Source organism: Lysobacter capsici (assembly GCF_014779555.2).
In the GTDB taxonomy this organism is placed as follows: domain Bacteria; phylum Pseudomonadota; class Gammaproteobacteria; order Xanthomonadales; family Xanthomonadaceae; genus Lysobacter; species Lysobacter capsici.
Window position 1 is genome coordinate 3640780 of record NZ_CP094357.1, and the last position, 13415, is coordinate 3654194.

Annotated in this window: 15 protein-coding genes; 7 read left to right on the forward strand and 8 right to left on the reverse strand. The window is 68.0% G+C overall.

Annotation, left to right across the window (positions count from 1 at the left end; genetic code table 11):
• Positions 1-5: 5 nt before the first annotated feature.
• The 3 genes from IEQ11_RS14670 to IEQ11_RS14680 are packed head-to-tail and all read left to right on the forward strand — an operon-like array spanning position 6 to position 4161.
• Complete coding sequence (locus tag IEQ11_RS14670; protein ID WP_191820824.1) at positions 6-707, forward strand: hypothetical protein; 702 nt, start codon at positions 6-8, stop codon at positions 705-707.
• A complete protein-coding gene (locus IEQ11_RS14675; protein WP_036108398.1) occupies positions 704-1603 on the forward strand; it encodes a hydroxymethylglutaryl-CoA lyase in 900 nt (299 codons plus the stop codon). Before IEQ11_RS14670 ends, IEQ11_RS14675 begins: the two co-directional genes overlap by 4 nt.
• Positions 1600-4161: a sensor domain-containing protein gene (locus tag IEQ11_RS14680; RefSeq protein ID WP_191820823.1), complete on the forward strand. Its 2562-nt coding sequence runs from the start codon at positions 1600-1602 to the stop codon at positions 4159-4161. The genes IEQ11_RS14675 and IEQ11_RS14680 overlap by 4 nt, the downstream gene beginning before the upstream one ends.
• A gap of 256 nt (positions 4162-4417) precedes the next feature.
• Here the strand turns inward: IEQ11_RS14680 and IEQ11_RS14685 are convergent, their stop codons facing one another.
• Complete coding sequence (locus tag IEQ11_RS14685; RefSeq protein WP_191820822.1) at positions 4418-4603, reverse strand: hypothetical protein; 186 nt, start codon at positions 4601-4603, stop codon at positions 4418-4420.
• Here IEQ11_RS14685 and IEQ11_RS14690 point away from each other — a divergent pair.
• Positions 4602-5228: a hypothetical protein gene (locus IEQ11_RS14690; RefSeq protein ID WP_191820821.1), complete on the forward strand. Its 627-nt coding sequence runs from the start codon at positions 4602-4604 to the stop codon at positions 5226-5228. The genes IEQ11_RS14685 and IEQ11_RS14690 overlap by 2 nt on opposite strands.
• Positions 5229-5412: 184 nt before the next feature.
• On the opposite strand, the gene IEQ11_RS14695 is transcribed toward IEQ11_RS14690, so the two are convergent.
• Positions 5413-6453 carry a hypothetical protein gene (locus tag IEQ11_RS14695; RefSeq protein WP_191820820.1) on the reverse strand — a complete coding sequence of 347 codons (1041 nt, stop codon included), beginning with the start codon at positions 6451-6453 and terminating at the stop codon, positions 5413-5415.
• A 293-nt stretch (positions 6454-6746) separates the two neighbouring features.
• Here IEQ11_RS14695 and IEQ11_RS14700 point away from each other — a divergent pair, with 293 nt between their 5' ends.
• Together IEQ11_RS14700 and IEQ11_RS14705 are read left to right on the forward strand one after the other, a co-directional pair.
• Complete coding sequence (locus IEQ11_RS14700) at positions 6747-7397, forward strand: DUF1801 domain-containing protein (protein WP_228464427.1); 651 nt, start codon at positions 6747-6749, stop codon at positions 7395-7397.
• An 84-nt stretch (positions 7398-7481) separates the two neighbouring features.
• Positions 7482-7976 (forward strand): DUF1801 domain-containing protein, encoded by a 495-nt coding sequence (locus IEQ11_RS14705; RefSeq protein WP_191820819.1) that lies wholly within the window; start codon positions 7482-7484, stop codon positions 7974-7976.
• A gap of 18 nt (positions 7977-7994) precedes the next feature.
• On the opposite strand, the gene IEQ11_RS14710 is transcribed toward IEQ11_RS14705, so the two are convergent.
• The 5 genes from IEQ11_RS14710 to IEQ11_RS14730 all read right to left on the reverse strand — a co-directional run bounded on the left by IEQ11_RS14710 (position 7995) and on the right by IEQ11_RS14730 (position 12151).
• Positions 7995-8579 (reverse strand): hypothetical protein, encoded by a 585-nt coding sequence (locus tag IEQ11_RS14710; protein ID WP_191820818.1) that lies wholly within the window; start codon positions 8577-8579, stop codon positions 7995-7997.
• A gap of 103 nt (positions 8580-8682) precedes the next feature.
• The gene (locus tag IEQ11_RS14715) at positions 8683-9468 is read right to left on the reverse strand and encodes a DUF899 domain-containing protein (protein ID WP_191820817.1); all 786 of its coding nucleotides are present in this window, start codon (positions 9466-9468) and stop codon (positions 8683-8685) included.
• Between the two features lie 211 nt (positions 9469-9679).
• On the reverse strand, positions 9680-10354 hold the full coding sequence (locus tag IEQ11_RS14720) for a Vgb family protein (RefSeq protein WP_051547454.1): 675 nt from the start codon (positions 10352-10354) through the stop codon (positions 9680-9682).
• A 43-nt stretch (positions 10355-10397) separates the two neighbouring features.
• Complete coding sequence (locus IEQ11_RS14725; RefSeq protein ID WP_191820816.1) at positions 10398-11618, reverse strand: helix-turn-helix domain-containing protein; 1221 nt, start codon at positions 11616-11618, stop codon at positions 10398-10400.
• A 125-nt stretch (positions 11619-11743) separates the two neighbouring features.
• Positions 11744-12151 (reverse strand): hypothetical protein, encoded by a 408-nt coding sequence (locus IEQ11_RS14730; protein ID WP_148650417.1) that lies wholly within the window; start codon positions 12149-12151, stop codon positions 11744-11746.
• A gap of 472 nt (positions 12152-12623) precedes the next feature.
• On the opposite strand from IEQ11_RS14730, the gene IEQ11_RS14735 reads away from it, so the two are divergent.
• Positions 12624-12926 (forward strand): hypothetical protein, encoded by a 303-nt coding sequence (locus IEQ11_RS14735; RefSeq protein ID WP_191820815.1) that lies wholly within the window; start codon positions 12624-12626, stop codon positions 12924-12926.
• Between the two features lie 165 nt (positions 12927-13091).
• Here the strand turns inward: IEQ11_RS14735 and IEQ11_RS14740 are convergent, their stop codons facing one another.
• The gene (locus IEQ11_RS14740; RefSeq protein ID WP_191820814.1) at positions 13092-13409 is read right to left on the reverse strand and encodes a hypothetical protein; all 318 of its coding nucleotides are present in this window, start codon (positions 13407-13409) and stop codon (positions 13092-13094) included.
• Positions 13410-13415: the final 6 nt, after the last annotated feature.

The window sequence follows — 13415 nt, forward strand, 5'->3', positions numbered from 1 at the left end:
CTGCCATGACCCTGCCGGATCTCCGCCTCTCCATCGCCGCCGCCCGCCTCGCCGATCCTTGCGTCCCGGCGCCCGGCCCCCGCCAGGGCAACCGCGGCCTGCCCAGGCCCGCCCGCCTGCTGCGCGCCGCGCTCGTCGTAGCGCTGGCCGCGCTGAGCGGCTGCGTCGCCTTCGAACGCGCCCCGGTCGAGGAACTCGCCTGCGACCCCGACCTGCCCGGCACCTGGAAGCTCAAGGCCGACGGCGTCGCCAAGACCATCCACATCGACGCGCGCTGCCACACCGAGGACTGGCCGAACATGGGCGAGCAGACCATGGCGCTGGACCTGACCGGCTTCGTCCTGGGCCGCGACCGCTACATCGTGGTGCCGCCGTCCGTCGCCCAGCGCGCGATCGGCGCGCCGGGCGATGCGCTGATCAAAGGCACGCCGGCCGGCTCGGTGTTCCTGATCCTGTACCGTATCGACGACGGCCGGGCCCGGGCCTGGCTGCCCGATTCCCAGCGCGCGCTGGAGGCGATAGCGGCCGGCACCCTGAGCGGGCGTAAACTCGACGAGAAATTCGCGCTGATCGAAGGGTCGGCGCAGGACATCGGCGCCGCGCTGTCGCAACACGGCGCGGTGTTGTACGACACCCAAAAGGAGGCGATCGTGCTGCAGCGCGCCGCCCCTGCAAGCGCAGCCCCCGCAAGCAAGGATTCCAGATGACTCAAGCCGCTTCCGTACGCATCGTCGAAGTCGGTCCGCGCGACGGACTGCAGAACGAGAAATCGCAGATCGCCACCGCCGACAAGATCGCGCTGATCGACCGGCTGTCGGCGACCGGGCTGCGCAGCATCGAAGCGACGAGTTTCGTCAGCCCGAAGTGGGTGCCGCAACTGGCCGACGCGGCCGAAGTCTTCGCCGGCATCGCGCGCCGGCCCGGCGTGCATTACCCGGTGCTGGTGCCCAACGAACAAGGCTACGAGCGCGCGCGCGCGGTCGGGGTCGAGGAGATCGCGGTGTTCACCGCCGCATCCGAAGCGTTCAACCGCACCAACATCAACGCCAGCATCGACGAGTCGCTGGCGCGGTTCGCGCCGGTGATGGCGCGGGCCCAGGCCGACGGCGTGGCGGTGCGCGGTTATGTGTCCACCGTGCTCGGTTGCCCGTACCAAGGCGAAGTGCCGGTCGCCGATGTGGTGCGGGTGGCCAAGGCGCTGCACGCGATGGGCTGCTACGAGGTTTCGCTAGGCGACACCATCGGCGTGGGCACGCCGGGCAAGGCGCGCGCGATGTTCAAGGCGGTCGCCTCCGAGGTGCCGGTCGCGGCGCTGGCGGTGCATTTCCACGACACCTACGGCCAGGCCCTGTCGAACATCCTCGCCTGCCTGGAAGAAGGCGTGGCGGTGGTCGATTCGGCCGTCTCCGGCACCGGCGGCTGCCCTTACGCCAAGGGCGCCAGCGGCAACGTCGCCAGCGAGGACGTGGTCTACATGCTGCACGGCCTGGGCATCGAGACCGGGGTGGACTTGAACGCGCTGGCCGACACCGGCCGCTGGCTCGCCGGCCTGCTCGGACGCGAAACCGGCAGCAAGGTCGGCAAGGCGCTGGCGGCCGCGTGAACGCCGACGCGCCCGCCGATCGCCCGCCCCCGCCCGCCACCGAGGCGGCGACGGGCTCGACGGACGCAACGATCGCGGCGCTGCGGCGCGCGCTCGACGAACCCGGCCTCAGCGACAGCCTGCGCGCGACCTTGACCGACGCGATCGACGCGCTGCGCCGCAGCGACGACTCGCTGTACCGCGCCGCCTTCGACGCGATTCCCGACCTGGTCACCGTGCTCGACGAAGTCGGCACCGTGATCGAGATCAACCGCGAAGGCACCCGCGCGCACCGGCGAGTGCGCGAGGAAATCGTCGGCCAGCCGATCCACGTGCTCAATCCCGAACTGCCGCGCGAGCACCTCGCGCCGGTGTGGGAAACCTTGAACCGCGGCGAGAGCTACATCATCGAGGTCACCAACAAGCGCGGCGACGGCACCCGCTTCCCGGTCGAAGTGCATTCGGCCGGTTTCGAACACGACGGCCAGCGCCGGATCATCGCGGTCGCGCGCGACCTCAGCAGCCGCGCCGACACCGAGATGCGTTTCCGCGAACTGGTCGAATCGATCGATCGCGGCGTGATCGTGCAGGACCACTCGCTGCGGATCATCTACGCCAACAGCGCGGCGATGCGCCTGCTGTCGCTGCACAGCGGCATGAGCATCGCCGACGAACTCAGCTCGGGCGACTGGCTGCTGGTCGACGAACGCGGCCACGAACTGGCCACCGACCAATACCCCTCGCAGATCGCGCTGACCACCGGTTGCGTGGTCGACAGCACCGTGCTGGGTCTGTATCACCGCGAGCGCCGCGAACTGATCTGGCTCGCGGTCACCGCGGTGCCGCAGTTCCCGCCCGGCGGCGACCGCCCGCACCAGGTGTTCGCGCTGTTCTCCAACGTCACCGCGCTCAAGCGCGACAGCGCCCTGTTCGACCGCGCCCAGGCCCTGGCCCACATCGGCGGCTGGGAATGGGACGCCGGCCGCGATCGCCTGTACCTGACCTTCGAAGCCGCGCGCATCATCGGCCGCGAAGCCGAACCCGAGCAGATCGACGACCTGCTCGAATGCCTGCTGCCGCTCGATCGCCACCGCCTGCGCAACGCGCTCGAACGCACCCTGGCCGGCGGCCGCGGCATCGACATGGAACTGCAGGGCATGCGCGCGGACGGCAGCGGTTTCTGGGTCCGCGCGATCGGCGACGCCAGCGCCGCCGATCCGGTCCGGCAGGTGCTCACCGGCACCTTGCAGGACATCACCGAACGCAAGCACGAAGAAGAGCAACTGCGCATCCAGGCGCGCAGCGATCCGCTTACCGGCCTGCTCAACCGCGACGCGGTCCAGGCCGAACTCGAACGCCGCCTGGACATCTACCCGCACTCGCCGCTGGCGGTGCTGTACATCGACCTGGACCGCTTCAAGGTGGTCAACGACGTGCTCGGCCACGCCGCCGGCGACCGCCTGCTGGCCTCGGCCGCGCGCCGCATCCGCCTGGCCGCCGGCGATCAGGCCTTGATCGCGCGCTTCGGCGGCGACGAATTCCTGCTGGTGTGCTCGCTCGACGACGATCCCCTGCGCGGCGAACGCCTCGCCGACGCGATCCTGGAGATCTTCGGCGACAGCTTCCGCGTCGACGGCGAGGAATTCAGCATCACCGCCAGCATCGGCATCGCCCAGGCGCCGCTCGACGGCCGCACCGCGCAGCAGCTGATCCAGAGCGCCGACGTGGCCATGTACGACAGCAAGCGCCGCGGCCGCAACAGCTGGCAGGCGTTCACCCCGGAACTGGCCGAACAGCAATTGCACCGCCTGCAACTGGAAACCCATCTGCGCCGCGCGGTCCACAACGACGAATTCCATCTGGTCTATCAGCCGCAGGTCGATCTCAGCGACGGCCGGGTGGTGGCGATCGAAGCGCTGATCCGCTGGCGCAACCGCTCGCTCGGCGAAATGCGCCCGGACCGTTTCATCGACCATGCCGAAACCACCGGCGACATCGTCGGCATCGGCGGCTGGGTCCTGCACGAAGCCTGCCGGCAACTGCGCGCCTGGCGCGACGAGGGCCTGCAAATCGAACGCGTCGCGGTCAACGTGTCCTACCGCCAGTTCCTCGGCGACGATCTGGCCAACAACGTCGGTGCCGCCCTGGCCGAATACGGCCTGCCCGGCAGCGCGCTGGAGCTGGAATTCACCGAGCGGGTGTTGATCGAGGACGCGCCCGACACCGTGCGCACCTTCACCCGCCTGCGCGAACTCGGGGTCAGCCTGTCGATCGACGATTTCGGCGAAGGCTACAGCGCCCTGAACTATCTGCGCCGCCTGCCGATCCACGGCCTCAAGCTCAGCCAGTTGTTCGTGCAGGGCGTGCCCGACAACCAGTCCGACGTCGCGGTCTGCCAGGCCGTCACCGGCATCGCCCGCAGCCTGGGCCTGGGCATGGTCGCCGAGGGCGTGGAAACCGAACGCCAGCGCGTGTTCCTGCGCGAGCTCGGCGTGCTGATCGGCCAGGGCTTCCTGTTCGCGCCGGGGCTGGCGCCGGACGACCTGCGCGATTACTGCCGGGCGCAGAAGCGACTGTGACCGGATTGGGTGGCGAGCACGCCATCGGCTGACGCCTCGGCATCGATCGGCGGCAATGGGGCGAGTCTCGCTTGCGCCAGCATGATCGGCGCTCACATGCATCGCTGCGGACGCGGCCGCGATCATCGATGAAGGCATTGCGCGTAGACAACGCGACGGCCTACGGCTCGCGCCTGCGGTCGTGAGTCCAGCAGCCGGCGCCGATCCAGGTTGAACTCGGTCCTCCGACAGCGAGTGCAGGTTCGTTCAACCCACTTCACGACGTCGCGATCGCGACGTTTGAACTCTCGTGCATGACACGAATGCGCGCGCGATCGACGCGATCGGCGACGCCGTGGCCGCGCACACGTTCCCTCCCAGCCGCCCGCAACGCCGCGCGTTGCGCATCCGCGCACACGTCCTGCAGGTTTCGGGACATCGCATCCATCAGGAGTTCCAACATGCCCATCACTTTGTACCGCGGCGATTCGCGGCCACCCGATCCGCTCAACCCGGCCGATCCGCCCACCGCCGCCAACAGCATCCGCGGCGCCGGCGGATTCCAGCCGTGGGTGATCACGCCGCTGGCGACCGGACGCGAAGTCATCAACCGCTGCATCGTGCCGCGCGGCCCGGTCCCGGCCCTGCCGCCGCCGGCCGACCAGACCAGCCTGCAGGCGCTGCTGACCACGTCCAACGTCAGCCTGATCGACGTGTTGCGCAACATCAAGGCGGAAAAAACCCGTCGCACCATCCACCTGTCGACCGACACCACCATCGACTCCGGCGGGTATCCAACGGGCTACGTCTATCAGATGCAGTTCAATCTCAACGTCCAGGCCCTGGGCCAGGGCGCGGTCACGGCGGTCAACGCCGACACGCAACTGGCGTCGGCGACCAAGGCCAATGTGTTCTTCGACGGCGCCACCCTGGCCACCTCGACCCTGTTCGGCATCTCCGGCGGCCCGGTCAACCCCGGCGTGGAAGCCGCCTTCCTCACCGTGATCCCGATGGCCTACATCACCCACTACTGCATACCGGGCAAGGCCGATGCGGGCAGCGCGACGAGGCCGTGGATCGCGTTTTGACGCGATGAGGTGGGATGCGACGCGATCGACAAAATCGAGCGATAGCGCGCTAAGCGTCGATGCTTTCGGAGCGTGCGGGCTTGCAAGCAGATCGCGCTTCGGTCCGAACCCGACGGTGCGCATTGAAAAGCGCACCGTCGGCCGTGTGCTTCGCTCAGCCGGCTCGCACGCCGGCGGCCATCGCTCAGTACCGCTCGTCGAACTCGCAAAACAACTCGCTGCGCCCCAGTTCCGCGAGCCGGGCTTCGACCTCGGCTAACCACTGCGATTCCGGCCGCCGGCTGGCCCAGGCATAAGTCCGCGGCACCACAATGGGACGGTCGTCGAAGGCGGAGATAAGCGTGGTGTTGAGCGAATCGGTCGCGATCGCTTTGCGACCGGGTATCCCGAGCGCCAACTCATCGGCATGCCGTTGGAACGAGGCGAGTATCGCCTGCTGAGTAATCGGCTCGTCTGCGATCGGGTACTCGTAGGCCGAACACGCCACTAGGAAATCGGGCGGGCGATCTTCCAGCAACGCCGCCTGCAGACGATCATGGCCATCGACGATCACATACGCCTGCAGGCAATCCAGCCGCCACAGCAGTATCGGCGGCAGCGCGCCTTCGCGCGCCTTCTTGCGCCACCATTTGACCCGGCCGTCGTCGGGCGGCGACGGCGCGCGCAGATTCAACAGTTGATCGATGGGATGCTGGCCGCCCCAATCGATGAAGAACACCGGATCGGCACGCAACGCGTCGCGCACGCCGCTGATCGGCCAGTGCCAATGATTCAGACGCAGCTTTCCGGCCTCGAACTTCCAGGCGTCCGCAAGCGGACGCGCGCCGATGAACATCCACGGGCCCGCATGCAGGAACGACGCGGGACCTTCGCCCAACGCCTGGGCGAACACGCGGCTCCAACTCGCCAGCCGCTGCGGCTGCGGCAATGCGGCATGCCGTTCGACCACTGCCGAATCCAGCGCCGAGGCAGGCACCGGCGACTCGACCGGCGCATCGCTGCGCAACAGATGAACCCCGTAATAGTCGCTCAGCGGCGTGGCCCAAAACCGCGTCACCGGTTCGCCGCCATCCGCTCGGTCCTGCACCAAGCGGATACGAGCGTTGTGCCCGCTCTCCAGACGCAAGGCCGGCTTGCGATGACCGCCATCGTCCTCGCGGCATTCCAGCGCCAGGCCGAACCAGCGGCCCGCATCGGTTTCGATGTCTTTCCAGTACACACTCATGATCGCGCTTGTTCCGTGAGCGGGCGCAGACCCGCATTGATCCTTATCGTGGCGCCAGCAACCGCTCGATCTGTTCTCTTTCGTCCATCGAACGCTGAAACCGGCCGCAAGTATCCCTGTTGCGGCGCGGACTGTCGAAGCACCCAGCGCCCCCAATCGCGACGCCGCCGCGACACCCCCTGTAGGAGCGGCGCGAGCCGCGACATCGCAACCGCGCCCACCGCGCCGCCCGCATCGCGCATCGCATCCACCCGCGAAACCATGCGGCCGCGTTTCCGGCGCAGCAACCAGACATGCCCCGCCGCCATTTGCGAACGGTCGAAGCCCCCCCAGCGAATCGGTATCATCGCCCGCACAGGGACCTGTCCGTTGGAGCACACACCATGCCCGGCAAGACAACGAAACCGTCAGCGAAGAGCGCAGGCAAGACCACCGCGAAGAAAGTCGCGAAAAAAGTCGTAAAGAAAGTCGCGAAGAAAACCGCCGCCAAAACATCGAAACCGCGCAAGGCGCCGGCCGAATCGCAGCCCGAAAAAACCGCCACGCCGCGCCTGCTCTCCGGCGGCAATCCGCAGATCGCCAAGGCCTATGGCGATGCGCCCGTGCAGGCCTACATCGCGGCGATGCCGGGCTGGAAAAGCGCGATCGGCCGCCAGATCGACACCCTGGTCGAGCGGGCCGTTCCCGAGGTCTACAAGGCGGTCAAGTGGAACTCGCCGCTGTACGGCATCGAAGGCGAAGGCTGGTTCCTCAGCCTGCACACCTTCACGAATTACGTGAAAGTGGCGTTTTTCCGCGGCACCTCGCTCGATCCCATGCCGCCGGGCGAATCCAGGACTCCGCACACGCGCTACCTCGACGTGCGCGAGCGCGAGCCGATCGACGAAGCCCAGTTCATCGCCTGGGTGAAGCAGGCCCGGAAACTGCCCGGTGAGAAAATGTGAGCGGCCCCGGCCGGACGCATGCGTAGCATGTGCGCGCCGGAACCTCCCGTCGCACCCGACACCTCCTCAAACGAAGCCATCGCCATGAAGAAAACGACCACGCTCGACAAGACCGCGGACGCCGGCGCGCAAACGTCCGCGTCCGAACAGATAGACGCGAAAATCCAGGAACTGGGCGATTGGCGCGGCGAGACCCTCGCGCGCATCCGCATGCTGATCAAGCAGGCCGACCCCGACGTGATCGAGGAAGTGAAATGGCGAGGGGTGCCGGTGTGGTCGCATGACGGCATCGTGTGCACTGGCGAGACCTACAAGGCCGCGGTGAAGATGACCTTCGCCAAGGGCGCGTCGCTGGACGACCCGGCCGGGCTGTTCAACTCCAGCCTCGACGGCAACACCCGGCGCGCCATCGATGTCCACGAAGGCGACAAGCTCGACGAGAAAGCCTTGAAGACGCTGATCCGCGCCGCGGTCGCGCTGAATACCGCCGCGCGCGCCAAGCCCCGCGCCACCAGCGCCGCGAAGAAAGTCACGAAAAAAGCCGCGAAAAAAGTCGCGAAGAAAACCAAAAGCGAGTGATCGCCTCGAGCGGCCCGCTTAGCCCGCTCGCAGCATCAACACCACACCGGTGACGGCCTGCACGGCCGTCCATGCGCGAGCGGGCGTGCGTCCGCTCATCCAGCGCGGATGCAGCGCGATACCGCGACACACACCGGTCGCGATGGCGCCGGTCGTGACCAGCATGGCCGCCAGATGCACGCCGACGGCGGCCAGTCCGAGCACGAGGGAGCCCGACGCGGTAATGTCCCGCGCCGGCGTGCCGCTCATGCAGATCGGCACCAGAGCCGGCACCAGCATCAAGCCGGCGCCGTGCGCGGTGGCCATCAGGCACGACCACAGCGCGATGCCGATGTGGCCGGTGGGCGTGCGGATACGAAATCGACCGGCAAGCGCCGCGCCTGCCGTATTCGCCGCGGCGCCGCGCAGCCAGCGATGGACCGCCACGCCGATCAGCAAGGCGCCAGCCACACTCTGGACCCATGCGCGATCCATCAACATGCCCTGAGCGACGGCGCAGACCACGATCGCGACCGAGACCGCATGGCCGATCGCGATCGGCAGCAAGGCGCGTCGCGCCTGAGCGTCGTCGCGCGCATGCACGCCGCAGGCGGCGGCGAACATCCAGCCGTTCGCCGGGCTCGCGCCATGCAAAGCGCCAAGTCCGGCGATGCTCAGCCATGCCCACCCGATGTCCATGATCCGTCCTCGCCAGGGCGCCGCGGACTCATGCCTTCGAACAGCACGCGGCTGTCGTCGGCGCCGTGCTCACGGACGCAGCCGGTTCGTAGCGATCGTGATGGCGCACCCATGCCATCGGGTAATCCAGCCCGTCCTCGTCGCGGCCCTTGGGCGTGAGTTCCAGCAGCGCGTAGGTGTGCATCATCGTTTCCACCCCGCGGCCGTAACGCGAGTAGGTGTGGAAGACCGCGCCCGTTTCGTCGCGATGGAACACGCTGATGCCGGGCGCCTCTTCGTGCGGAAACGGCTGGCGCACGTAGTTGTAGTCGACCTTGCCGCTGGACAACTCGTCGTGGCTGAAGCTCACGCCGAAATCGCGGTTGAAATCGCTGCCATGCGATGACACCCATCCGAACCGCCAGTCCATGCGTCGACGAAAACGTTCGATATCGGCCAGCGGCGCGCGCGAGACCGCGAGCAAGGTGACATCGCGCTGGGCGAGATGAAGATTGGCGCCGTCGTTGTGATCGGCCATGTAGGAGCAGCTCTTGCAGCCCTGCTCCCAGCCCGGCGCGAACATGAAGTGCTGCACCAGCAACTGGCTGCGTCCGTCGAACAGGTCGGCGAGGCGACGCGGCCCATCGAGGGTTTCGAAGACGTAGTCCTTCTCGACCCGCACCCATGGCAAGGCGCGGCGTTCGCGCGCGATGTCGTCCTGCAGGCGGGTCAGTTCCTTCTCGCGTGCCAGCAGAGTCTTGCGTGCGGCCAGCCATCGTTCGCGGGACACGACCGGGTGATCGACGATGTTCGTTTCGGCTATCGCGGTATTCATGAGGTGCTCCTCGGCCCGATGGGCCTTCGTGATGCGATGCGTGCCCGACAGCGGGCAAGGCATCGCCGTCTCCGATCGTTCGACCGGATGGACAGGACAGGTTGGGACGCCGCCCGACAGGCGCATGCGCGTCAGGATCGGCGACGAATCGCGCCTCAGCGCATTCGTTGCGATGGCCGGCCGCGTCGCACGCGGCGCATCGCGTGGACCGTTATCGCGTCGCCGATTTCGGCCGGCGCACGGCGCGGACCTTGCCGCTGGATCCGCCGCCGCAATAGAACAGATCCGCGCCGTCGGATTCGAGCCCGCTGACGCCGATGCCGTGGGGGAGTTCCAGGCGTTCGAGCACCGCGCCGTTGTCCGGATCGATGCGGCGCAATTCGTTGTCGTCGCCGTCCCAGGTCGCGTGCCACAGCTCGCCGTCGACCCAGGTCACGCCGGTGACGAAGCGGTTGGATTCGATCGTGCGCACGATCGCGCCGGTGGCCGGATCGATCTGATGGATCTTGCGATCGCGGTACTGCCCCACCCACAAGCTGCCCTCGGCCCAGGTCAGGCCGGAATCCCCGCCGTTGCCCGGCGCGGGAATCGAGGCGACCACCGCGCCGGTGGCCGGATCGATCTTGTCGATGCGCGTTTCGGCGATCTGATACAGATGGGTGCCGTCGAACGCGGTGCCGGCATGCGCGGCGCAATCGAGCCTGCGCACGACCTGGCCGCTGTCGGGGTCGAACGCGAGCACGTTCGCTTCGGTGGCGGCCCACACCCGCTGGCCGTCGTGGGTGACGCCGTGAATCCGCTCGGCGCCGTCGAACGGGCCGTATTCGCGCACGATTTCGGCCGCGCGGGTCGGGACTTGCCGGGTTGTGTCGTCGTTGCTGCTCATCGTCCAGCTCCTGGGGCGCGCGTAGCGGCGCCGTGAGGACAATCTACTCAGGCGGCAGCGCGGCCGGGAGTAACAAGATCGTCGTGAATCCCACCAGCGGCGGCGCCAGCCAGCGCTGCGCGCGCGCATGCCCGATCGAACGCACCTGCGCGGCCGCCTCCAGTTCGACCAGGGCCCGCTGCACGGTGCGCTGGCTGTCGCCCAGGGCCAGCGCCAGCGCCGAGGTCGACCACGCCGCGCCATCGCCGAGCAAGGCCAACAGCGAGGCCTGATCGCCATCGATCGGCGGCATCAGCACGACCACGGCGCGGCCGTCGCGCGGGACCAGTTCGAAACCGCGCGTGCTCGCCTCAACCGCCGCCAGCGGCGCGATCAAGGCGCGCAGCCGGCCGATCTCGACCCGCAAGCGCGCGCGATGGGTTTCGTCGGGATGTTGGGTCCGGAACACGCGGGCGATCAGCGCCCCGCGTTCGACATCGCCGGGCCAGCCTTCGGCGAGTGCGCACAATAGCGCGAACAACACCGGCCGCCGTGCGAGCGACTGCCAACGATCGCCGGCGCGCAGGCCTCGACGGCAGGCATCGACCACCAACGCATCCGAGGCCAGCAACGCTTCGACCTGATCGAGCCGCAGCGGCTGCTCATGACCGGCGTGAATGGTGCGCGCGGCGCTGCGGTCGAGCGCGGCGCGCGCCTCGGCGACTTCGGCGATCAAGGCCGGCACGCGGGCACGCTGCGCCGCATCTAAGGCGCGCTCCATCGCCGCCCGCGCCACGACCGTGCGCAGCGAGCGCAACGCCAGCTCGGCGGCCGCCAACTCGGCCACCGCCGCCAACGAGGGCGGCAGGCCCGATGCATCCAGTCCGGCCAACGAAACCGCGGCCTCATCGAGCCGGCCGAGCAGAAGCTGCCGGCGCACCGCGATCAGACGCGCCTGCATGGCATTGGCGCGATCGTCGCGCGCCTCGAGCGCAGCCGCGGCCTGCGCGAGCAGTCGCGGCGAGCCGCCCAGGTCGCGCATGGCCAGCGCCACTTCCGCCTCGGCGACGACGCAACGCGCGCCGGCCAAGGCTTCGCGCGCGCCGAAGCCGCGCGCGGCGCGGCGCAGCAACTCACGGGCGCGCGGGTACTCGCCCAACTGGGCCATCGCGATCCCGCGCAAGGCGAGCGCCGGCGGGTCGTCGCGCAGCGCGACACGGTCCAGCGCGCCGAGCGCGTCGCCGACGGCCAGTGCGCGCCCCGCGGCGGCGATCAGGGAGTCCATCCGGGCAGTCTACTGCGCGTCGCGCCGCCAGCGGGTAGGCGAGCCGGCGACCGGCTCATGCCGCCTCTGGCCGCCGCGTGGATGCAGAGGCCGAAGAACTCCCCTGCCCTGTGCGGCCTGATCGTTCAACGGCAGCTGGTATTGCCGTAAGCATCCGTGCTGCATCGCCGGGTGCTGCCGTCGCTATGGCGATAGGTCGTGTTGCCGTAAGCGTCGGTGGTCGCGCGCGTGGTCGTGCCGTCGCTATGGCGATAGGTGGTATTGCCATAGCCGTCGGAGCGGCCGCGCGTGACCGAGCCGTCGCTGTGACGCAGATAGGTGTTGCCATAACCATCGGCGCTCGCGCGGGTGCTGGTGCCATCGCTGCGGCGATAGGTGGTGTTGCCATACCCATCGGACCGCGCGCGCGTGGTGGTGCCGTCGCTGTTGCGGCAATCGGTCCTGCCATACCCGTCGCTGGAGCAGCGCGTCTGCCCGGCCATCGCGGCGTCCGCGGCGAACACTAAAGACAAGACCAGTACGAGTCGTTTCACGCGATTGCTCTGTGAGTGGATGGCAGCAAGTGCACAGTGAAGCAGATCATCGGTCAAGTCGACATCATGGCCGGCTGGCTTTGCCAAACTCGGCGATTGCGGCCTTGAGCCCCGCATCGCCCGGATGGCTGGCGAGCAAGGCGTCGGCGAATTTCGCGACCGGCACGGACGGTCCTTTGAATACATCCGTCGCCGCGACCAGCAAGGCATACCGGCCGTTGTCGTCAAATGCTCCGGGACCTCCATATCGCCATGCATCCTGAGGTTTCGCTCCATCGAGCCGATACCGGGAAAGTAACGGAGTGTCTTGCGCGGCGCCAGTCGGCGTCCACGGGCCGGACATTCACGCAAACGACAAGACAGACGACACGCAGCGCGCGCGACCGCGGGAGCGCGCTTGCAAGCGGATTTTCTGATTCAATGCGCCGGCACGTCGCGCCTGATCCAGGCGCCGAACCACAGGAGATTGATCGTGGGCTGGGCCAAGAACTACATCGCCAGACTGCAGGCCGGCGAGACCGTGGCGTTTCGTCCCACCGGCGGCTCCATGACAGGCAAGATCGAGTCCGGGCAACTGTGCACCGTAGCCCCGGTCGATACCGCCACGCTGCGCGTCGGCGACATCGTCCTGTGCCGCATGGACAGCAACGACTACCTGCATCTGGTGAAGGCGATCAATTCCGGGGAATTCCAGATCGGCAACAACCGCGGCTTCATCAACGGCTGGATCGCGGCTTCGGAGATCTTCGGCAAGTGCGTTCGGATTGAGCCGTAGATCGCGACGACACGGCGGCTCGCTCGGCCCGAGCCGGAATACCCTGCCCCACGCCGCGCTCAATCTTCGCCTTGCTGTTCAAGCGTTTGCCTCTCGCGGATCGCAATGGCCTGCTGGTTTTGACTCCGCGGTCCAGGTGCGGGATCAGGCGTCGTTCCGCACGCGCTATTGCCCAGGGATCGGCCAGACATAGACCAGTCGGACCCCTTGCTCCCCGCCGACTTCGATCTGGTAGTCGCCTTTGGGAAAGTCCGCAAACATGCCGGCCTCAAGGCTCACGCTCCACGCCCCCACTGTTTTGACGCAGGCGCCCGACAGTACGTAGAGCCTGCCTGCGATGCTTGCGCCGGGAACGACGCTGTGGGCCTCGTAGCTTTTTGGGCTGATGCGATAGTGCGAGGGCGGCACGTGAAGCGCGCGGATGGCCTCGAGCGTGAGCGGGATCGAGTAGACATCGCTCCAACGTTGAGCATTCTCAGTCATGGGCGC

What these genes read in the sequence shown, in the direction of transcription:
- IEQ11_RS14675 (WP_036108398.1), top strand. Translation starts at nt 704, where the DNA reads ATGACTCAAGCCGCTTCCGTACGCATCGTCGAAGTCGGTCCGCGCGAC.
- IEQ11_RS14720 (WP_051547454.1), bottom strand. Translation starts at nt 10,354, where the DNA reads ATGAGCAGCAACGACGACACAACCCGGCAAGTCCCGACCCGCGCGGCC.
- IEQ11_RS14740 (WP_191820814.1), bottom strand. Translation starts at nt 13,409, where the DNA reads ATGACTGAGAATGCTCAACGTTGGAGCGATGTCTACTCGATCCCGCTC.
- IEQ11_RS14705 (WP_191820819.1), top strand. Translation starts at nt 7,482, where the DNA reads ATGAAGAAAACGACCACGCTCGACAAGACCGCGGACGCCGGCGCGCAA.
- IEQ11_RS14695 (WP_191820820.1), bottom strand. Translation starts at nt 6,453, where the DNA reads ATGAGTGTGTACTGGAAAGACATCGAAACCGATGCGGGCCGCTGGTTC.
- IEQ11_RS14685 (WP_191820822.1), bottom strand. Translation starts at nt 4,603, where the DNA reads ATGTTGGAACTCCTGATGGATGCGATGTCCCGAAACCTGCAGGACGTG.
- IEQ11_RS14700 (WP_228464427.1), top strand. Translation starts at nt 6,747, where the DNA reads ATGCCCCGCCGCCATTTGCGAACGGTCGAAGCCCCCCCAGCGAATCGG.
- IEQ11_RS14690 (WP_191820821.1), top strand. Translation starts at nt 4,602, where the DNA reads ATGCCCATCACTTTGTACCGCGGCGATTCGCGGCCACCCGATCCGCTC.
- IEQ11_RS14725 (WP_191820816.1), bottom strand. Translation starts at nt 11,618, where the DNA reads ATGGACTCCCTGATCGCCGCCGCGGGGCGCGCACTGGCCGTCGGCGAC.
- IEQ11_RS14670 (WP_191820824.1), top strand. Translation starts at nt 6, where the DNA reads ATGACCCTGCCGGATCTCCGCCTCTCCATCGCCGCCGCCCGCCTCGCC.
- IEQ11_RS14715 (WP_191820817.1), bottom strand. Translation starts at nt 9,468, where the DNA reads ATGAATACCGCGATAGCCGAAACGAACATCGTCGATCACCCGGTCGTG.
- IEQ11_RS14710 (WP_191820818.1), bottom strand. Translation starts at nt 8,579, where the DNA reads ATGTTCGCCGCCGCCTGCGGCGTGCATGCGCGCGACGACGCTCAGGCG.